Origin of the sequence: Campylobacter concisus, from assembly GCF_015230015.1 — a bacterium.
In the GTDB taxonomy this organism is placed as follows: Bacteria; Campylobacterota; Campylobacteria; order Campylobacterales; family Campylobacteraceae; genus Campylobacter_A; species Campylobacter_A concisus_AF.
Genome location: NZ_JAAKZC010000018.1, coordinates 1 through 19,034, shown reverse-complemented (window position 1 = coordinate 19,034; position 19,034 = coordinate 1). Strand labels below are relative to the sequence as shown.

Genomic DNA, 19,034 nt, shown 5'->3' with positions numbered 1-19,034 from the left:
TATGAAGATGTCTATAAGATCAAGCTAAGAGATGTCGGCTATCGCTTGGCATATCAAGTAAAAGATGATGAGATCGTAGTATTGGTGCTAGTTGTTGGCAAAAGAGAGAACAACGAAGTATACGAGATGCTAAAGGATAAATTTAACTAAGCATAAAGCTAGACTTTAGTCTTCTGTGATTTGCTAGTAACTAATTTTATGTTATTAGCTTGTCCTATTTAAAGTGCTATTTTATGATGAGCATAACCTCTATAAATTTATTATTTTTACTATTTTATTTCATACTAGACTAAATTTCTAAGAGAAATTTAAAAGCTACAAAAATTATATTATATATTTCATAGTATTTTTAAAAAACACGCATTTTAGCGGCCTGAAGCCTACTGAATTCCTTGTTTTAGGCTGTGAAATTTTATAAAATAACCTTAAAAGATATTTAAAGAGCAAGTCTGCCAAAAATTTTATGACATAGGATTTTTGAGTAGCTTCTTCTTAGATTAGGAGTAAATTTACGTGAGTTCTGAAAAGATAAAAAAACGCAAGGTAACCAAAGTCATAACTAAAAGACTTAGGCTAAGTAATGCAGAATGGTTGGTAATTAATGATAAATTACAAGAAAGTGGCCTAACTTTCTCAAAATTTGCCTTAAGAGCTATGTTATCTAAGCAGATTTATGCACCAATTATGAGAGAGCTTTTAGCTGAACTATCTAGACATGGACGAAACATAAACCAAATAGCTGCCAAATTAAATAGTGGGCAAAGCCTAGATAGAGTTGGTATCAAGATCATAGCAGACGATAATGATGTCTTACATAAAATTTATGAAGCATTGGGTAAATAATATGTTGCTTGATTTACTTTGCATCAATACAAATAAAGGCACTAGTGATGCTAGTTAAATTTCTTCGTACTTATACTGGTGGTGGCCTTGGGAGCATAAATTATCTTTTAAATGAGAGAAAAGCTGCTGGAACAGCAAGAGTTATAAAAGGTGATGAAAATTTAACTAGAGCTATTATAAAAGGCATCACCTATAAACAAAAGACCTGCTTTGGTGTTTTATCATTTGAAGAGAAGTATGACTTTTTGACTGAAGAGCAAAAACTAAAAATCATTAAGGATTTTGAACGTGCTCTTTTGGGTGAATATATGCTTGAACGTACAAATGTATTATGGGTAGAGCATTCTGATAAGGATGGACGGCTTGAGTTAAATTTCCTTATCCCTAAGATAGATCTTGAAACAGACAGGTCATTTAATCCTTATTTTGCTAAATATGATCAAACTAGAATAGATCTAATTAAAAAGATCATTAACGATGAGTATGGACTATCAAGTCCAGATGATCCAGCAAAAGAGCAAACTATATTGTCTAGCAAGAAAAACATCAATCATTATAAAAATTTGGAAGAGCTCGACCAAAAGCTGCACGATCTGGTTAAGCAAGGCTATATTAAAAATAGAGACCACATGATTGAACTTCTTAAACAAAATGGTATCGAAATAACCAGGATCAACAAAAAAGGCATAACGATCATACTGCCTACTAAAAAAACAAAAAATCGTCTAAAAGGAGGAATATACGATGCAGACTTCACCAGTGCTCAAAGACTTGGAGAACTCAGCCAAAGCTCAAGCAGAAGAATTAGAGAATTCCATGATAGAAATACACAAGCAGAGTGCAGAGAAAATAGGCGAAAACTTGAGGAGCTTATTGTTAAAAGAGATAGATTTAATCAAGAAAGATATGTCGAAAGAACTTCAAAAAACAATATCCTTGCATCACAAGGACAGATCGGTGATAATCTCGCTATCAGTTGCTACCGCACTAATTTTGGGAATAGCAATTGGCTGGGTAGTGCACGCAATGATATTAAAGGAAGAAGTAGCTTGGGCGATACCAAAACAATGGAGATACAGCCAACCTACTGCAGACAAGACCCAGAGGGAATATTACATATCAATTCCAAAAGACGAAGAGATAACAGAGAACGAGCGCAGGAAATTTATATTAATGAAAATGGAGTAGAGGATGACAGCATTAGAGAAAGCATTGCTAGAAGAGAACGAGCGCTTGACCAAGATGATCGAAGACGAAAGGAACAGACACGAATTAGAAATAATGAATTTGCAACAAGACTGCGAGAAGGAGCTCGCGATATTACAGACAAATGTGACAGAGCTAACAAAGAAAGTCAAGAGCTTGAACAAAGATTGCAACGACGCCTTAACGGAATCTTTGCAGCAACAAAGAGATATGTACGAGAGTTCAATATCTTGCTTGGAAGAAAAATTAAAAAATTCAGAAGAAAAATTCCAAAATTTGAGAGAAGCATACGAGAGCTTACAGATAGAGCACAAGATGCTACAAGAATATGTAGAGAATTTATAGAGGAGCGTGAATACTCCAAAAAAACCAGCATACATCACCATGTAAGTGATGTATGCAAGGAAAAAACTCAAAGCCTAGAAGATATGTTTTAAATTTAGCGACTATATTAAGTTTATTAGACAAACCATCTCATTTATTACTTCCAAAAAACCTTATTTGTTACGTTGCCATTTTAAAAATCTACTAAAATATATTTTGCAGACCACAAAAAATAATTTAGTCTAATTATTTTTTATACTTATGGCTACCCTTAGTAAACTTAATATTTTATTAAAAATAGCCTATCCTGCATGGCCATTTTTAATTAAGAAAATATTTTTTAGCGTGGGTCAAGGGAGCGGCAAGCTCTCCTTGCGAGCCTCTATGGAGCTGCAAATGGTAACATTTTGTAGCTACATAGAGTATGCTCGCCCTAATATCTGAATTGAATTTTGGCGCATACTGGAATTAAATCAGTCCCACCAAAGAATGACTTAGTAAAAGTAAATTTTTGTAATTTTTGTGATTGGCATATTTGTCACTTGTTTATTTTGACTGATAAATTTGGATAGTCAATTATTTTATGGTTACTTTAATTAAAACTTAAAAAGCAAGAAGCTAGGAGGCAAACCACGAATGATATTAGCATCTTAAGCACCAATATAAATTCATACACTAAGCAACAGCACAAACAAGGCAGGTCTGCAAATTTTAGTGATATTTTTAACCAAAAGACCAAAGAAAAGATTAGCGAGCCAAACCTGTAACAACTTGTCAAGGACTTTCTAATCATTTTTATCATTTTTTTGATGTTTTTCACTCTCAATTTCTCTAAGCATTATGCGTTTCAATTTGTCTTGCATTGTTTCAGTAGTATTTTTATTAAAATGTACAACAACTTCATAGGTAGTTTTTCCAATCTTCTTTATTGTTTTTGTTTCTGTATTATTTTTTTGCATATCATCATTCCTTTTCTTGCAATTAAAAAGCGATTAGAATTTTTTACTTTTCCAATCGCTCTCATTCATCTATTAAGTTTTGTGCTTTCTTCAGCTTTTCTTTGCTCTGTATTTTTCTTCTATCAAGTCCCGTTATCCTAAGAGGTAAACACATCTCGATTATCCTTGAATAAATCCTGCCAAGCATTATATCTTCCTGTTCTTTTTCTATATCTTTGAAATTAAGGTTAGTAGTTATAATGGTTGGTCTTGCCTTTAGGTATCTTGCATTGATTACATTGTAAATTTGCTCTAAGGCATATTCTGTATTTCTCTCTATTCCAAAATCATCAAGAATTAGTAGGGTAGGGCTTGTTATCTATTCGATATATTCGTTTCTATCAAGATTAAAGCCGCCTTTTTGTAAGTCGTTTAATATCTGTGCAAAGTTCCTCATTTTTACTGTATGGCTATATTCTGTAATTATAGCGTTGGCAATAGCACAAGCTACATAGGTCTTGCCACTTCCTACATTTCCGTAAAGTAACAGTCCAACATTATCTTTTCTCATTTCTTCAAAATGTTTTACATAGTTCTTTGCTTTTTTGATGATTTCCTTATCTGTATCTTCATCGGCATTTTTAAAGGTGTAGGCTATTTGATTTTTGGATATAAAGCAGCTTTGTCTCAACCTATCTTGTTTTAACAGTTTTTTCTTGTTCAGCTCTATCTCTATCACATTTACAAGCCGTTCTGATAATCATAGGCTTATCCAACATCGGAATTACCTTACCGTCTATTCTTTCATTACAAATCTTGCAATAGATATGTCCGTCTTCTTCATAGTGAGTATCTTTGTTGTAGATAAAATCTGTCCCTTGAATTTTTGTAGTAATCATATTTTCTTTATCATTCATAATTTTAGTCTCCTTTTCTACATCAGGCTCTATAATGCGTTTTTAAGGCTTATTTTTATCTTAACCATAGTCTGACACCTCTTTTATGATTAAACCCTTAAAAACACCTTTTATAGGCTGTCGCTGTCTTCATAGTTGGTTGAATAGGTTCTATGGCTTTTATTTTGATTATTTTTCTGTGATATCTTTTCTTTATCCTGTTCATACCAATTCATACCAATTAAGGATTGTTACATAGTGGTCTTTGTAGTCTGTGCCTTTACTTTTGATATATCTTAATAGCTTTTCAGTCATTGTATCTGTATGACCTTTCAGCCTATCTTTTAGATTTTGGTATTTTTCATCGGTTAAATGAATATTTTGATACTCTCCATAAAGGGACACTGGGGCAACCTGTTCTATTCTCCTCTTATCTAATCTACCCTTAACTATACTATGCGGACAAACGGTTGACACTTGGTTGTCATTTGGTATACCAAGATTTTCAACCTTGATATATGCTCCATTTTCCGTTTGCGTTATACTTTGCTTTTCTTCAAGATACATCGTTTCTTTTCGTCTGTCATTTCTGATGTAGTTATTTATCTTCCAATAGGTAATGACTATAACCCCTCTTTAAAAGACAATTACAAAACCTTTTGTAATTAGAATTTTTAAGTCATCATCATCTGCCCTCATAGATAGATGAAAATACAGGCATTGGCTACTTAATGGCATATCCAAAAATAAGTCGCTATCCACTATCTTTATTGAAAACATCCTTTTATCTGCCATTTTTCTCTCCTATCTTTTGTTATGAAAATGTAGCAACAAATCGTTACTCCTTTTATCTTTTAAGGAAGTCGTGTTTCACTACCCCCTTTGATTAGTACTGTCTTTGATTTAGGTACACTCCAATTTTGGGAATGTGGCATTTGTCATCTTCTTATTTTTCTTTTGTTGTTTTAGATGTCGGTCTTAAAAATACTTTTGCTTTTCTATAAACTGAATGAGCGTTTTGAAACGGTACAATAGAAAAAGCCGACTATACTTTTAACTTTTGTTGTTTCAGTATGTCGGCTTAATGTAAGCTATCTGTTTCAAATTTTTATTGTCAAGGGTGAGCGATAGTGAATGTGCTTTACCCTTGATGATAAAAAAGCGAATGAATTATATTCAGTTGTCTTTTGCCTTTAATACGGAAAAATGCTTCGGCTTTTTTCTTTGCTCCCCGCAAGGGTAAAAGCACCGCAGGTCGCAAGGACACCTAAAGGGTGTATAATTGCGCCCTTAGAAAATCTAAGGGAATTACAATTATACTATGTCCTTGCGTTTCTTAGTCTTTTTGAAATGCTCTTTGCAAAATAGCCTTTATTTCTTCATTACTTTTCTCGCTTGCTCCCTCAATTAAACTTTCTAAGATTGCTCCTCGCTCTATCAATCTATGGTTTCGCTTTTTTCTTTCTTCAAGGCTCGTTTGCTTTCTGATTTTCTTTTCCTGATTTTTAAGCTGAGATAGTTTCTTTTCATATTTTTTTTCTTCTTACTTGCTTTCAATCTTTTCTTTTACTTTTTCTAATTCTGTTTTTATTGTCCATAAATTTCATCTCCTTTCAAGTTTTTTTCATAAGAAAAGACGATAGATGTTTTACTTTCTATCGTCTTGAATCTGTATTATTCAGCTCGACAAACTGAAATTTGACTTACTTCTTGTATTTCTCAACGATTATGCCTGCTACAATACCTACAATAAATCCCGCCGTAGTAACAGCCGAAAACTTAAACTTACCCCAAAGAGAAGGAAGCGCAGAAATCGCAAGTGCATACCAAAACAGATTACTACTGAGCAACCAACCATATAAATAACTATGCTCACCAGTTGAAATATTAGTAAATAGCCAACCAATCAAGTTGCTCTCACCAATATATCACCAGATATACAGCTATGTATCCCAATGTTATATAAACATTTTTCTTTCTCAAGTATAATCACAATCCTTTGTCAAACGGGAATTTTATTTTCCTGTCACTCGTTTATAGGATCATAGTCGGAAGGGACAGGTGCTACTATACTTACAAAGATGATATCCTCATCTCCAGTATTTTTTGCTCCGTGGCAGGAGTCTTTCTTCGATACTATGACATGGCCTTTCTTGAATGGAACCTCTTCATTAGGCTGGGGGTAGAATATTCCCTCTCCCTGAAGGACGATCCATATATCGTCGGAATTGTGGTGATAGTGCTTTTGCAATGTCTGACCGGGTTTGATAACCCAGACCGATCCGCCTGTAGATTCTGTCTGATAAAACGGTGTTCTGACAGCCTTTTCCGGATCCTCTTTTTTTACAAGGTCCATGCAATAGATTCTCTGTTCGCTCATGATTATTTGCTCCTTTGTATTCCATAGTTTAATCGAAAAAATGCGATTTAATGATATACCGACAAATTCTAATTTGTCTACTTCTTTATGTTTTTTAATAGCTCATCATAATATTCTTCTACAAATTTATGATTTTGGTGTTTTTCAATTTGCTTAGTGATAAGCTCTATCATTTGCTCATTTTGTTCTACTGTGTAGTTGAAATTTTTCCAATGAGAAACATTGTCTAAACATATTTCAACCAACTTTTCAAAGGTTAATACCCTTTCATTATCGGAATAATATGTTTCTTTTATATTTTTTGTTGTTGTAACTTGTATATTAGCCTCATATAGAGTGTTCAATACATCAGAGCTAATAGAAGTATCAAGAGTTGCTAAAAACATTTCTCTTGCACCTGTTCTTCCCATTTCTTCAGGTACTTCTTGCCATCTTTCTCTTAATGTGGTTTTTGCACTAATTAAGACAGTATTTCTCTTATTTACAATGTATTCTAAAACACCCGGAGAAACTAAATCTACCAATTTACCAAGACCTTTATTGACAAACTCTTGTTTACCTATATTACCTTGACTGTCAAGTGGAATCCCTGCACCAATCAAAATGAGTTCTATAATACTTTCAAATTCTTTACCTGCTCTACTCCTCCTACTTTGAGTATTTGACAAAGTCAAAGCATATATATGTTCCGGAAATTCTTCCACAAACCAAGTAATTGCCTCTATTGGTGTAAGAGTTTTGATATACTCATCATCAACTAACTCTTTTAGCATTTTTGAAGTAAAGTCTTTTTCTAATGGCTGAAATTCACTCCAACAGCTATTTCTAAGTTTTTCAACAACTTCACTTGCATTACTTAAAAAGAATTCTTTAGGGGCTTTGTCGTATCCTAATGTAATAAAATTATCATAAACTAAGTCATAAGGCTGTTTAAAGCCTTCTTTCCTTTTTTCTTTAACTAAGTTTTTATATTCATCAAGAGAAATATTTGCCATAACTCTTTTCCTTTCTTGAAAAATTTTCTTCTATATGGTACAATAGTGTCAAATAGAGGACAGTTAGTCCTTGAAATAACATATATAAAAAGGAGAATATATATGAATATTATACCACAAGTCATAGATAATTCCCCTGCTATTTTAATAAAAAATAAGCGTATCAGATTACAAATGACTCAAAAAGAATTAGCTGATGCTGTTGGTATGTCCAAATTCGGAGATAGGACAATTCGCAGATGGGAAAATGGAGAAAGTCAGCCATCGTCCATTGAGCTGAAACATATTTTATCATTTCCTGAAAAAGTACCTTTCCCCAATAATGAAAATGCCCCCTATAAAATCATTGATTTATTTGCCGGAATTGGTGGTACAAGGCTTGGATTTTACCAAACAGGTAAAACAAATGTCGTATTCAGTAGTGAAATTGATAAATTTGCAGTAAAAACATATAAGGCAAATTTTGGTGAAACTCCTTTTGGAGATATTACAAAAATATCTGAAAAAGATATTCCTAATCATGATATTATTGTCGGTGGTTTTCCTTGTCAAGCATTTAGTCAAGCCGGTAAAAAGCTTGGTTTTGAAGATACTCGTGGAACATTATTTTTTGAAATTGCAAGAATTATTAAAGAGAAACGACCTAAGGCATTTCTTCTTGAAAATGTCAAAAACCTAAAATCTCACGATAAAGGTCGTACCTATAAAACAATAGAAAAAACATTAAAGGATTTAAACTACGATGTTCATTCTATTATACTTAAAGCAAAAGACTTCGGTGTTCCACAAAATAGAGAGCGTATTTACATTGTTGGATTTGATAAGGATAAAATAGATAACTATAAAGATTTTTCTTTTCCAATTCCTCCCTGCCCAGATGTTTCTGTGGGAAATATTTTAGAGCAAAATGTTGATACTAAATACACCATTTCAAATGCACTTTGGCAAGGTCATCAACGACGAAAGAAAGAACATAAAATAAAGGGAAATGGATTTGGTTACACATTGTTCAATGAAAACAGTCCTTATACAAATACATTATCTGCAAGATATTATAAAGACGGGAGTGAAATACTTATTGAGCAAAAAGGAAAAAATCCACGAAAACTAACACCTCGTGAAGCTGCAAGACTTCAAGGCTTCCCCGAAAACTATATCATTCCTGTAAGTGATACTCAAAGTTACAAACAGTTTGGTAATTCTGTTGCCGTTACTGTTATCCATGCAATTGCAAATAACATAATTGATATACTTGATACCTGTACTAAAAAAGAGATTAACTAACTTCAATCTCTTTTTTCTAACTTATTAACTTGTATACCTGCCCTTTTCAGAACCTTTAATTTTTCTTGTTTTCTCTGTTCTCTCCTTGCCTTATACCTTTCCTCATATTCCTGTTGTTTTCCATTTACTTTACGCTTTAAGTAGTTTTGATGAAGTCTATCTTTTCTTTCCTTGATTTTTCTCTCTTCTTCCTCAATTTTTAATCTTTCTTCTTCTTCAGTCAATTCTTCTTTTGGTGGCTCATAGTTACCGATAAAATTAAAATATATCTCTATTTTTTTGCTTTGATGTTTGACTACTTTTTCTATTCCTTTCATGAACAATAATCTTTTCTACAAACTCATTTATCATTGTAGTTGTAAGTTCATCAAAATTTTCATATCGGCTTATTAGAGATATAAACTTTTTCGCCTTATCTGTTTCTTTTTCATATCTTAATATTGCAAACTCTAAGTCTTTAATTTCTTTGCTTAAAGCTATTTGCTCTGTTTCATATTGACTGTTAAGTATCTCATATCTATTACTTGGTATTTTTTCAAGTATCATATCTTCGTAAATACGGCACATCAATCGTTCAAGTTCCTGAAGCCTGTTTTTACTTTCCATTAATCTTATTTTTGTCTTTTCTATCTCTACTTTTTCCTTTTCTTCCATTTCATTTTAAATGGAACGGATAAAGGCTTCGTGATCTTCATCAAGATATTTTTTAATGTCTTTTAAGGTTTCCTGTATAAGGTTTAAGACTGCTTCCGCTTTTATCCTGTGAGTAGATGGACAAAGCGTTCCACAGGGTACTTTCGTGTAAGCACTGCAAGTGTAGTAGGGAATATTTTTGTAATTACTTGTTCTATGAACATACATTTTACTGCCACAATCTGCATAATACATAAGGCCCAGTTAAAGGGTGATATTCTCCCCAACCATCGGGATACCTTTTTACATTTCCTCTTATCCTTTGCACATTATCAAAGGTTTCTTGGTCTATAATTGCCTCGTGGGTATTTTCAAATATCAGCCAGTTTTCTTCAGATACATATTTGCTTTTCTTATCCTTGAAATGCTTTCTTGTTTTGAAGTTTACAGTATGACCTAAATATTCCTGTTTCTTTAAGATACTTACAATTGTAGAACTGCACCAACGATAAGGATGTTCAAACACTTTGCTTTGATGTAGTCCATATCCTAATTTTTGCTGATGGTAAGCAGGTATATCTACTTTTTCACTTTCCAATATCTTTGCTATTCGATACGGACCATTGCCTTGCATGGTCAGATTGAATATTCTCCTTACTATCTCCGCTGCTTTTTCATCTACAATCCACTTATCTTTGTCTTTTTCATCTTTGATATATCCATAAGGTGGAGAGCTTGCCGTATGCTTTCCGCTTTCCCCCTTTGACCTGAATGTAGATTGTATTTTTCTTGAAGTATCTCTTGTATACCATTCATTCATAATATTTCTAAAAGGGGTAAAATCATCTTCTCTATAAAAGCTATCTACATTATCATTGATAGCAATGAGCCTAACTCCCTTTTGTCTTAAGATTTCCATACATTGACCGACTTTAAGATAGTCTCTGCCAAGTCTACTCATATCTTTTACGATTATACAACCTATTATATTACCTTGATTAACTCCGTTCATCATTGCCATAAAGCCCGGTCTATCAAACTGTGTTCCGCTTATTCCATCATTTGTAAAATGTATGATGTTGCTTAAATTATTTTTACCTGCATATTCTTCAAGGATTTTCTTTTGATTTACAATAGAATTGCTTTCTCCTTGAAGTTCATCATCACGACTTAATCTCTCATAGAGTGCTGTTATCTTTTCATAATTCCTCATTTTTACCCCCTTTCTCTTAGTTTCTTAAATAAAAAAGAATTAAGAAGTACATATTTCACTAATATAGTGATTAAGTGTTCTCCTTAATTCTATTACTCCAAGAGCCAGCTAAATTTACTTATACTATTCCCTCTCAAAACAGCCTCATCTCTTTAAATTTCAGTGATCTTCAAGCTTACGGCTACACAGTAGATAAAGCAGGTTTTATGGGAGCTGACTTTAACAAAGCAGCAGGCTTGCCACATGACTTTAAAATCCATAAAAGTACGCTTGATGAGCTTAGTCGATTTGCCGAGCGCAACCATGTGCTAAACCGTATCAAGAGCAAAGACGAGCAGATAAAGATCTTTGATAACATCGATATGGCCGACACTATAAGGCACTACTACAGACTATTTGATCAAATGACCTCTGCTTTAGGTGATGATAAAAAGAGCTACACCCTTGCAGATATAGGCAAACTACCAAAAGGTTACAGCACAAAAGGCACTCACTATGATACCAAAGGACATTTGCTAAAAGATCTATCAAACTCTACTATCTCAAACATCTACTCTAGCACTGATGAGCTAAATAGCGCTAAATCTCTTAGCAAAGAGCTTTCAAGTGCAGGCGTTAGGCTCATAGTAAAAGAGGTTGATTTTACGATGAGCGAGGCAGGTGATGAGTTTAGCTTTAACCCTGATATCTCTTTTTATAAGTCAGATGAAGGCTACAGTAAAGAAGCTCTTTTTATGGGATTTTTACGCAGTTCTAGACCGCTACCTAGTGATAGTGCAAAGACTAAGCTTAGTAGCGCTGCGCTAAATGATATCTCAAGCACTGGAGAGCATAAAGAGTACTTTGTGGATTTTGAAAAGGCGGGCAAGGATAACGAGAGCATAAAAGCACTCATAAAAGAGAGGCTTAAAGAGCTAACGCTTTTGATGTATGCAAGATCAAAGAACACTAACGCAGAGAGTGTCACTTCAAACGAGTATGAGAAATTTAAGCCAACTAGAGAGGATATAAATTCTCTAGCAAATTCTTGGAGTGGGAGGATAAGCGCTATCAGCAATACTTTTGTGTAGAGATAGGCTATATATAAACTAAATTGTTGAAAGGTCGATTTAAATCAAAGAAAAACCTTACTCAAACAAATTTTGAAAATCGTTGAGTAGTTTAAAATTTACTAAGGATAGTAAAATGCAAATTTCTAGCTCGCCATATCCTTATCTGTCTAGAGAACACATAGCTAGTGAGATGGGGTTTAAATTTAACGATATTAACGAGATACTTAGTAACGACATGGGATATGGTATGAGCTTTCCTAAATACGCAAGGCTTGATAGAAAAGCTCAAGCTGCGGCTTACGATAGACACATATATCCACTATCTGGCTTTACAAAAGGCGATGAAGCAAAAGTCACTATCATAGGAAAGCTTAGAGGCTATGATCCTGATTTTACAAGCGAGCAGCTATCAGATCTTAAAAATTTCATAAATGAAAGCAAGGGTTTGTTTGTAGAGTATATACAAGGTCAGCAAGCAAAACCAGACAGTGATAAGCCAAAAATTTTAAGAGATATCCCATACACTGTAAATGAATTTTTAAATGAATATAGTGGCGATCGACAACTGCTATTTATGCAAAACTCAAGGACTGTTGATCTGCTTGATAGCGATATGAGCGTTGATGAGTTTAAAGAGGAGTGGGCTAAATATGCATTAAAAGAGCGGTTTAACATAACTTTATCTGGCGAAGATGCCAAAAATGCTGTCAATATACTAAAAGAGATGAATGAAAAAGGTCTTCAGGATATAGAGAGCGTTGAAGAAGAAAAAGACGACACCAAAGAGAAAAAATTTACTCCCATCCAAGCTGAAAGCAAAAACACTGAAACTTATGACATTACTAAGGATGAGAAATTCTCATATTTACTTAAGCTTCAAGAACTTGAGAGAGAACGAGGTATCGATGTGCTTCGTATCATGCAAAAACTTGAAGAAAATGGTAAAAAGGTTGTCGATAAAAAGGTTTAAATTTATCTTTGTATTTAGCGCAAGCCGCCACTAAGTCATCCTATGACAAGATAGAGGATTATCCTCATTCTGTTTTATTCATCAAACCATCTTATTTAAAATTTGCTTCTTATCTATCTTTTGCATAAGCTCTAAGATGTCTATGCCTCTTTTTTCTTTGAAATTTAAAAGCTCTCTTGCATAGAATCCTTGTTTATATCATAGGTCTCATACTTCTTCTTAACCTGCATAGGTTTAAATTTCTTCTCATTTTGCTCTTTGGCAAAATTTGCATTGTATTCTTGTTCTTCTTTGTGTAGTTTAGTTAGAAATTCTTTATGCTCTTTCGTAGTTTTTTCTACATCTTCTCTATAAAGCTTTTTAAACTCTTCTATACTTAGATCAGCTCTAACAAACAAAGCAGCACCATCATTACTCATCATTGTGTCTTCAGAAAATGATTTTACAAAAGCTTCTAGTTCCGCCTCTTGTTCTGCTGTGCCAAGACCAACCATTTTACCAACTATCGTTGGTTTGCCGTCTATAGAGTTTGTAAGCAACCAGTCCATGTAATCTTGGAGTTCGCGAACTCTAAATTCTTCCATGTTTTCTGGCTCTCTTTTTGCTGATAGAGCTCGTCTTTCTTGAATGGTGTAATTAGATAGCATATTATCAATTCGATTTATAGTATCTGCTATCCAGCCCTCTTTACTTTTGTCTATATCTATAAATTCTTTTATAGTTTCGCTCCAGGGTTTAAAAAGATTCTTTGAGTAGTCAAATTTTTCTTCGGTAGCGTTTTTGTCTTGCTTACCTTCTTTGGTTATATTTTCTGTTGCATTTTCTTTTTGGATAGTGTTATCTTGTATCGGTGTGTTGCTAGGTCCGTTTATGCTAGTTATCATTTTAACTCCCCCTTACGCCTTTATATCAACATCTCTTTTTATACCAAGCATATCTACTAGATATTTTCCAGCTGGGTTTTCGTTTAGCTCTTTTACTAAATTTAAAGGCGGCATGCTAAATTTTAAAAAGCTATCCATAAAGTCTTTGCTCTTTTTGCCATCTTTATCTATCTCACCAAAGAGTAGCTTTAGCATTTTTAGATTATGCTCCATCATCTTTTTAAATGATAGTTCGTCTTCTTCATCTGAATACTTACCAACAAACCCAGTCGTTAGATCTACATAGACAAGGTCTCTTTTATACTTAACATACTCTTGCATGTATTCAGGCATACCAGCTAGATCAGAGTCGCTTGCTTTGTTGAAATTTGCTCCAAATTTCATCTCACCCATAAGCTCAAATAGCTCAAATGCCCTACTAAATTCTTTACTATCTACGCTCTTATCAAAGCCTTGCTTCTTTCCAAAAACGGTGGTTTCACCTTCTTTGACGTCAAGGTTGCTATTTATGACGGCTGCTAAAAGCCCGCCTCTAGTTATAGAGCCATCTTTATTAGTGTATTTCTCTCCATGCGGATCGATAAAAACACCACTGCCTACACTCTCTTTGCCGCCATTGTTATTGTTAAAGATATCTGTTGTTGGCTTTAGTGGCTGCCTGCCATCTCCACCATTAAAGCTTGGGTTGAAAAAAAGCGTGCTTATCATCTGCTTATTTGACTCTTTGCCGTTAAAATCAGCCGCAGCCGAGCCAAATTCATGAATGGAGTTATGGATTTTAGTTACTTGCATACTTTGGCGGTTATAAGAAAAGCCTTGAGGGAAATTTCTTATCTCGTCTAAGCTAAAGCTATCCTTTGAATTTAATGTATCTTCGCCAACTACTTGTGAGAGGATTTTGTAGGCATTGCCAGCAGTCTTTGCTATATCTATGCTTTTAAAGGTGCGACTAAAAAACGATGTCCCCTCTGCAACATTTACTAACGACTCCAGCGTGCTTGAGTGAATTTTATAATCACTTGGGATGCCAGCTTGTTTATTAAACTCATCTGTAAAGTAGCCATCCTTATCTACCTTGTAGCCTAAAACCTCTGAGCTGGTTTGGTTGGTAGAAACTTTGGTTGATACCTTTATGTTCTGCTCTAAATTTAAGTGGTAGCTACCAAGTGTGTTTATCATCTTAGATCCTTTAAATTTAAACCATCTTATTTAAAATTTGCTTCTTATCTATCTTTTGCATAAGCTCTAAGACATCTATGCCTCTTTTTTCTTTGAAATTTAAAAGCTCTCTTGCGTAGAGAAATTTTTGATCCTTGTTTATATCATAGGTCTCATACTTCTTTTTAACCTGCATAGGTTTAAATGTCTTCTCATTTTGCTCTTTAGCAAAATTTGCATTGTATTCTTGCTCTTCCTTAATTATCTGCTTTCTTTGTTCTTCAACATCCTTTGTTGCTTTTTCTCTTGCTTTGGCAAATAAAGTCTTAAACTCTTCTATGCTTAGATCAGTTCTACTTAAAAGACTAAGAGACTCCTTGTTATTATTTGGATAAAGAGAAGACATACTGTCCATAAATGCTCTTAGATCGGCCTCTTCTTCTTTTGTACCAAGACCTATCATCTTACCTTCTATTGTTGGTTTGCCGTCTATAGAGTTATCCCTCAGAAAATCCATATAGCCTTGAAGTTCCCAATCTATCGCTTTTTCTATGGTTTCTGGATATTTTCCGTATAGAGCTCTTCGCTCTTCTGGGGTGTATTTGTTTGATAGCATACTATCTATTTTATCTATGGTTTTTGTTATCCAGTCTTCCGTTCCTTCTTCTATACCGATTATCTTATCTAGTCCAACACCAAATGGTCCTTGCATATAAGCATCAACTTTAGCTTTCTCATCTTCTGCAGATAAATTTTTATTGCCATGAGCTATGTAGTCATCTAAAATTTCTTTATATTGCATCGATCCATTATAGGTAGTAATAAACATTTCAACTCCCCTTTATGCCTTTATATCAACATCTCTTTTTATACCAAGCATATCTATTAGGTATTTTCCAGCTGGGTTTTTATTTAGCTCTTTTACTAAATTTAAAGGTGGCATACTAAATTTTAAAAAGCTATCCATAAAGTCTTTGCTATTTTTGCCATCTTTATCTATCTCACCAAAGAGTAGCTTTAGCATTTTTAGATTATGCTCCATCATCTTTTTAAATGAGAGTTCGTCTTCTTGGTCGCTAAATTTATCAAGGCTTTGTCTGTGTCTCACATAATCTTGCATATAATCAGGCAGCATAGAGACAGCACCATCATCTGCTTTTGAGAAATTTACCCCATAAGCCATTTGCCACATAGCGTTAAAGGCATTAAATGACCTTTGAAATTCTTTTGTGTTGATGTTTTTATCATAGCCGCCATATTTGCCTATCGCAGTGGTTTCGCCCTCGTATATGTCTAGGTTGTGATTTAGCACGCCAGCTATAAGACCACCTTTAGTTATGGAGCCATCTTTGTTAGTGTATTTTTCTCCGTGTGGATCCATAAATATACCAATGACCGTGTTTTCTTTACCGCCATTTGCGTTGTTAAAGATGTATGTTACGTTTTTTGGATGTATCTGCTTATCTGCCGCAATAGACAAAGAGCCATTGTAAAAGAGCGTGCTTATGGTCTTTGTTGGCGTATGCACAAAGCTATCTTCTACCGCAGAATACTCACTAGCACTAGCGTATCTTTTATCTACTTGCAGGCTTTGTCGATCATAAGAAAAGCCTTGAGGGAAATTTCTTATATCATCTGCGCTGAAGCTTTCTTTTGAGCTTAGTGTATCTTCGCCAACTACTTGAGCTAGCAACCTATAAGCGTTGCCAACTGTTTTAGCTATATCGATACTTTTAAAATTCTTGATGTCTGGGTCCATTATGTCGTTTGATCTGACTAAAGACTCCAACGTGCTTGAGTGAATTTTATAATCACTTGGGATACCAGCTTGCTTATTAAACTCATCTGTAAAGTAGCCATCCTTATCTACCTTGTAGCCTAAAACCTCTGAGCTTGTTTGTTTGGTGGCAACTTTGGTTGATACCTTTATATTCTGCTCTAAATTTAAGGGGTAGCTACCAAGTGCGTTTATCATCTAGTATCCTTTTAGCTTCATACCAAAGATATCGTCTTTTTTGTAAAAAGTTTTATTTTGCCAAGGGTTTTTGGTCTGCATAAATTTACTCCTAAACTCTCGTATCTACCTTTTTATAAAGCCTATCTTTGCTAGATAGCTCTTTAAATTTTAGGTCATTTTCAAGGTAGGTGATGTTGTAAATTTCTTTGGTGGTGATACTTTTGCCGTTTTCAAGTCTGATTAGGAATTTGCTTGTAAATTTATCAGAGAGGTTTTTAACTAGCTTTGCTCCAAGCTCTTTTAGGCTAGATATCTTCTCGTCTTTCTTTATGCCTATATCTTTAAAGTCAAGTCTATTTAGCTCTACATCATTCATGCTCTTAGCATCTAAATTTATACTTGCTCTTTTGCTATCTTTGTCGTCTTTGCTGATTAGCTTGCCAGTGTCGCTATAAATTTCTTTTACCTCTAGCTCTCTTCCACTATCAAATTTAAGCGTGATAGTGCCATTTTTGTTTAGCTTCATGGCTATTACGCTGTCTGTGTCCTTTAGAGCAGCTGCTGCCTTGCTAGTATCACTTTCAAAAGCATGCTTTACTCTTTCTAAATTTTCTAGGCTAAACTCAAGCGCAGTCGCTTTTTCAAACTCACTCTCCATAGCGATCATATAAGATGACTTTGTGGCTTTTAGCTTTGAGATGAGATCATCTGCGTCTTCTACATCATTTTCTTTTAAATTTTTGCTTATCCACTCTACATCTTTGCTGTGAGCGCTAGACTCTTTTTGGTAGTCGTTATAAAATTTCATAAAGCTATCTTTTTGATAGCCTGCGTATGAAAAGCTCTCATCTTGTTTAGATCCAGAAGGTTTTATGATAGGGTTAAACTCGCTAAGCTTTTTCTTGCCGTCAAAGCCAACCTTCTCATAGGCAAAGTTGTTTAAGCCACTCTCTTCGTTAAATATCTTATTATCCCTAAGATCTACCCAGCCGTCTTTGTCTGCATGGTCTTTGAAAAATTTATTAGTCTCTTCTTTGTCTATCTTTTGGTAGCGATACTCGGCTGAAAATAGAGTATAAGGGTTTGAGTTATTTAAACTAACTCTGTAATCAACCGTATTTTTGCTAGCAAAGTCCATAGCCTCATGGCTTAAATTTCTAATATCTTTTTTGATAAAGTCGTTAAGGTTTATCTCGCTTAAAACTTCGCTTAGTTTGAAAATTTTCTCGTTTCCGTCTTTATCGTAGCCTCTAACTTTTAGCTTATTAAAGTATTTATCACCAGAATTTATCACTCCGTCCTTGTTGCTATCAAAGTTAAATAAAAATCCATTTGCATCTAGCTTGCCTATGCCTAGTTTGTCATTATCGTCATAAAGATCCAAAAAGACCTCCACGTCACCCAGTGAGGTTTTTATCGTTTTTTCATAAGCGTAGTCATTTAAATTTGTAAATTTAGTATCTGCTGCCGCAATGGGCTTAATGGGAGTTTTTGAATTTATGGATGAGAAATAGGTTCTAGTTTGATCCACTTTTCTTAATGCTGAGGCATCTTCGCCAAAGAGATATTTGTTTTCAAAGTCTTTTTTGTCCCAGTTTCTTCTTTGTATATCCACATAAGAAAAAGCATCGTTTGTTCCGTTGTCTGCTTTAGCATACTCTGACTTCACGCCACTGGTGCTAGCATTTTGGATGATAGAGTAGGTGCTATTTGAGATAAGCTTAGTAGCTATGTCTTTAAGCTCAGACTTTAAATTTGTATTGTCTAAAGTTTGCACTCTATCTACGCCAAGAAGGACCCTTGAATAGATCATATCTTTGGGTAAATTTATATTTATGGGCTCTAAATTTGGTGATACATTCATTTTAAATCCTTTTAAAATATATATCTTATATCGGCAAATATAAAAAATGTTTAGTAGTATGGTAGCCAAAATGGCTTAGAGCGAATGCCTTCTATGTTATATTTTTTAAAGCTCTCTTGTCTTCATCCTCTCATCAAATTCTTTTAAAACGTCCATTATCTTGCTTGCTAGCCCCTCAAGCGTTTGATCTTTTTTTAGCTCTAAATTTCTAAGCTTTAAAATCCTGGCTAGTATATCTTTTAGATCTTTCTTGCCAGATAGTATCTCATCATAATAAGCCTTTGGTATGCCTATCTCGCTTCTATCTTGCTTTGTAAGTATTAATGAACTTTTATACACACTAAGAGCCTCGTCAGTTATCCTTGTTGTGCCACCTTGTAGCACAAGACCTTGCTCGTTTTTTAAAAATGCTACAAAGATTTGCTCCTTTGTATAGC

Annotated in this window: 20 protein-coding genes and 4 pseudogenes; 6 read left to right on the top strand and 18 right to left on the bottom strand. The window is 34.3% G+C overall.

The window, feature by feature from the left end:
- Positions 1-12 precede the first annotated feature (12 nt).
- The 3 genes and pseudogenes from G6W42_RS10915 to G6W42_RS08875 all read left to right on the top strand — a co-directional run.
- Positions 13-150 (top strand): annotated as a pseudogene (locus tag G6W42_RS10915) (type II toxin-antitoxin system RelE family toxin); the annotation flags it as partial.
- A 363-nt stretch (positions 151-513) separates the two neighbouring features.
- Positions 514-843 (top strand): plasmid mobilization protein, encoded by a 330-nt coding sequence (locus G6W42_RS08880; RefSeq protein ID WP_194173717.1) that lies wholly within the window; start codon positions 514-516, stop codon positions 841-843.
- 47 nt (positions 844-890) lie between these two features.
- Positions 891-2,486, top strand: coding sequence for a relaxase/mobilization nuclease domain-containing protein (locus G6W42_RS08875; RefSeq protein ID WP_194173716.1), 1,596 nt, complete (start codon positions 891-893; stop codon positions 2,484-2,486).
- A gap of 672 nt (positions 2,487-3,158) precedes the next feature.
- On the opposite strand, the gene G6W42_RS08870 is transcribed toward G6W42_RS08875, so the two are convergent.
- The 8 genes and pseudogenes from G6W42_RS08870 to G6W42_RS08845 form a co-directional block, all read right to left on the bottom strand.
- Positions 3,159-3,332: a transposon-encoded TnpW family protein gene (locus G6W42_RS08870; RefSeq protein ID WP_009295461.1), complete on the bottom strand. Its 174-nt coding sequence runs from the start codon at positions 3,330-3,332 to the stop codon at positions 3,159-3,161.
- Between the two features lie 61 nt (positions 3,333-3,393).
- A complete protein-coding gene (locus G6W42_RS10910) occupies positions 3,394-3,690 on the bottom strand; it encodes an ATP-binding protein (protein ID WP_107698022.1) in 297 nt (98 codons plus the stop codon).
- Positions 3,691-4,050, bottom strand: a complete 360-nt coding sequence (locus G6W42_RS10905) for an ATP-binding protein (protein ID WP_009295463.1) — start codon at positions 4,048-4,050, stop codon at positions 3,691-3,693.
- Positions 4,004-4,228: a hypothetical protein gene (locus G6W42_RS10900; protein WP_009295464.1), complete on the bottom strand. Its 225-nt coding sequence runs from the start codon at positions 4,226-4,228 to the stop codon at positions 4,004-4,006. Before G6W42_RS10900 ends, G6W42_RS10905 begins: the two co-directional genes overlap by 47 nt.
- Positions 4,229-4,429: 201 nt before the next feature.
- A complete protein-coding gene (locus G6W42_RS10380; RefSeq protein WP_009295465.1) occupies positions 4,430-4,774 on the bottom strand; it encodes a hypothetical protein in 345 nt (114 codons plus the stop codon).
- A 769-nt stretch (positions 4,775-5,543) separates the two neighbouring features.
- Positions 5,544-5,732 (bottom strand): annotated as a pseudogene (locus G6W42_RS10580) (DUF3847 domain-containing protein); the annotation flags it as partial.
- Positions 5,733-6,233: 501 nt separating this feature from the next.
- The gene (locus G6W42_RS08850; protein WP_009295467.1) at positions 6,234-6,587 is read right to left on the bottom strand and encodes a cupin domain-containing protein; all 354 of its coding nucleotides are present in this window, start codon (positions 6,585-6,587) and stop codon (positions 6,234-6,236) included.
- A gap of 77 nt (positions 6,588-6,664) precedes the next feature.
- Positions 6,665-7,582, bottom strand: a complete 918-nt coding sequence (locus G6W42_RS08845) for a type II restriction endonuclease (protein ID WP_103609405.1) — start codon at positions 7,580-7,582, stop codon at positions 6,665-6,667.
- Between the two features lie 102 nt (positions 7,583-7,684).
- Here G6W42_RS08845 and dcm point away from each other — a divergent pair, with 102 nt between their 5' ends.
- Positions 7,685-8,866, top strand: coding sequence for a DNA (cytosine-5-)-methyltransferase (gene dcm / locus G6W42_RS08840; RefSeq protein ID WP_009295469.1), 1,182 nt, complete (start codon positions 7,685-7,687; stop codon positions 8,864-8,866).
- 2 nt (positions 8,867-8,868) lie between these two features.
- On the opposite strand, the gene G6W42_RS10895 is transcribed toward dcm, so the two are convergent.
- The 4 genes from G6W42_RS10895 to G6W42_RS10880 are packed head-to-tail and all read right to left on the bottom strand — an operon-like array spanning position 8,869 to position 10,712.
- On the bottom strand, positions 8,869-9,183 hold the full coding sequence (locus tag G6W42_RS10895; protein ID WP_009295470.1) for a hypothetical protein: 315 nt from the start codon (positions 9,181-9,183) through the stop codon (positions 8,869-8,871).
- Positions 9,125-9,520: a DUF4368 domain-containing protein gene (locus G6W42_RS10890; RefSeq protein ID WP_009295471.1), complete on the bottom strand. Its 396-nt coding sequence runs from the start codon at positions 9,518-9,520 to the stop codon at positions 9,125-9,127. The genes G6W42_RS10895 and G6W42_RS10890 overlap by 59 nt, the downstream gene beginning before the upstream one ends.
- Before the next feature lie 6 nt (positions 9,521-9,526).
- Positions 9,527-9,727, bottom strand: a complete 201-nt coding sequence (locus G6W42_RS10885; RefSeq protein WP_429807978.1) for a recombinase zinc beta ribbon domain-containing protein — start codon at positions 9,725-9,727, stop codon at positions 9,527-9,529.
- A gap of 1 nt (position 9,728) precedes the next feature.
- On the bottom strand, positions 9,729-10,712 hold the full coding sequence (locus tag G6W42_RS10880; protein WP_021086466.1) for a recombinase family protein: 984 nt from the start codon (positions 10,710-10,712) through the stop codon (positions 9,729-9,731).
- 74 nt (positions 10,713-10,786) lie between these two features.
- Here G6W42_RS10880 and G6W42_RS08820 point away from each other — a divergent pair, with 74 nt between their 5' ends.
- On the top strand, positions 10,787-11,782 hold the full coding sequence (locus G6W42_RS08820) for a Cj0814 family flagellar-dependent secreted protein (RefSeq protein ID WP_346010471.1): 996 nt from the start codon (positions 10,787-10,789) through the stop codon (positions 11,780-11,782).
- Between the two features lie 115 nt (positions 11,783-11,897).
- Positions 11,898-12,734 carry a polyribonucleotide nucleotidyltransferase gene (locus tag G6W42_RS08815; RefSeq protein WP_087584840.1) on the top strand — a complete coding sequence of 279 codons (837 nt, stop codon included), beginning with the start codon at positions 11,898-11,900 and terminating at the stop codon, positions 12,732-12,734.
- Between the two features lie 81 nt (positions 12,735-12,815).
- On the opposite strand, the pseudogene G6W42_RS08810 reads toward G6W42_RS08815, so the two are convergent.
- The 6 genes and pseudogenes from G6W42_RS08810 to G6W42_RS08785 form a co-directional block, all read right to left on the bottom strand.
- Positions 12,816-13,618 (bottom strand): annotated as a pseudogene (locus tag G6W42_RS08810) (cell surface protein).
- 12 nt (positions 13,619-13,630) lie between these two features.
- Entirely contained in the window at positions 13,631-14,797 is a 1,167-nt protein-coding gene (locus tag G6W42_RS08805) for a Cj0814 family flagellar-dependent secreted protein (RefSeq protein WP_087584841.1), read from the bottom strand.
- Between the two features lie 16 nt (positions 14,798-14,813).
- Positions 14,814-15,605: a cell surface protein gene (locus G6W42_RS08800; protein ID WP_374188113.1), complete on the bottom strand. Its 792-nt coding sequence runs from the start codon at positions 15,603-15,605 to the stop codon at positions 14,814-14,816.
- 12 nt (positions 15,606-15,617) lie between these two features.
- Complete coding sequence (locus G6W42_RS08795) at positions 15,618-16,751, bottom strand: Cj0814 family flagellar-dependent secreted protein (RefSeq protein ID WP_194173715.1); 1,134 nt, start codon at positions 16,749-16,751, stop codon at positions 15,618-15,620.
- A gap of 91 nt (positions 16,752-16,842) precedes the next feature.
- Positions 16,843-18,597: a hypothetical protein gene (locus G6W42_RS08790; protein ID WP_002941437.1), complete on the bottom strand. Its 1,755-nt coding sequence runs from the start codon at positions 18,595-18,597 to the stop codon at positions 16,843-16,845.
- A 105-nt stretch (positions 18,598-18,702) separates the two neighbouring features.
- Positions 18,703-19,034 (bottom strand): annotated as a pseudogene (locus G6W42_RS08785) (Cj0814 family flagellar-dependent secreted protein); the annotation flags it as partial.

Excerpts from the sequence above, each read along its gene's own strand:
- G6W42_RS08875 (WP_194173716.1), top strand. The coding sequence starts at position 891 with ATGCTAGTTAAATTTCTTCGTACTTATACTGGTGGTGGCCTTGGGAGC.
- G6W42_RS08850 (WP_009295467.1), bottom strand. The coding sequence starts at position 6,587 with ATGAGCGAACAGAGAATCTATTGCATGGACCTTGTAAAAAAAGAGGAT.
- G6W42_RS10380 (WP_009295465.1), bottom strand. The coding sequence starts at position 4,774 with ATGTATCTTGAAGAAAAGCAAAGTATAACGCAAACGGAAAATGGAGCA.
- G6W42_RS08800 (WP_374188113.1), bottom strand. The coding sequence starts at position 15,605 with ATGTTTATTACTACCTATAATGGATCGATGCAATATAAAGAAATTTTA.
- G6W42_RS10895 (WP_009295470.1), bottom strand. The coding sequence starts at position 9,183 with ATGAAAGGAATAGAAAAAGTAGTCAAACATCAAAGCAAAAAAATAGAG.
- G6W42_RS10900 (WP_009295464.1), bottom strand. The coding sequence starts at position 4,228 with ATGAATGATAAAGAAAATATGATTACTACAAAAATTCAAGGGACAGAT.
- G6W42_RS10890 (WP_009295471.1), bottom strand. The coding sequence starts at position 9,520 with ATGGAAGAAAAGGAAAAAGTAGAGATAGAAAAGACAAAAATAAGATTA.
- G6W42_RS08790 (WP_002941437.1), bottom strand. The coding sequence starts at position 18,597 with ATGAATGTATCACCAAATTTAGAGCCCATAAATATAAATTTACCCAAA.
- G6W42_RS08795 (WP_194173715.1), bottom strand. The coding sequence starts at position 16,751 with ATGATAAACGCACTTGGTAGCTACCCCTTAAATTTAGAGCAGAATATA.
- G6W42_RS08815 (WP_087584840.1), top strand. The coding sequence starts at position 11,898 with ATGCAAATTTCTAGCTCGCCATATCCTTATCTGTCTAGAGAACACATA.
- G6W42_RS08870 (WP_009295461.1), bottom strand. The coding sequence starts at position 3,332 with ATGCAAAAAAATAATACAGAAACAAAAACAATAAAGAAGATTGGAAAA.
- G6W42_RS08845 (WP_103609405.1), bottom strand. The coding sequence starts at position 7,582 with ATGGCAAATATTTCTCTTGATGAATATAAAAACTTAGTTAAAGAAAAA.
- dcm (WP_009295469.1), top strand. The coding sequence starts at position 7,685 with ATGAATATTATACCACAAGTCATAGATAATTCCCCTGCTATTTTAATA.
- G6W42_RS08805 (WP_087584841.1), bottom strand. The coding sequence starts at position 14,797 with ATGATAAACACACTTGGTAGCTACCACTTAAATTTAGAGCAGAACATA.
- G6W42_RS10880 (WP_021086466.1), bottom strand. The coding sequence starts at position 10,712 with ATGAGGAATTATGAAAAGATAACAGCACTCTATGAGAGATTAAGTCGT.
- G6W42_RS10885 (WP_429807978.1), bottom strand. The coding sequence starts at position 9,727 with ATGTATGTTCATAGAACAAGTAATTACAAAAATATTCCCTACTACACT.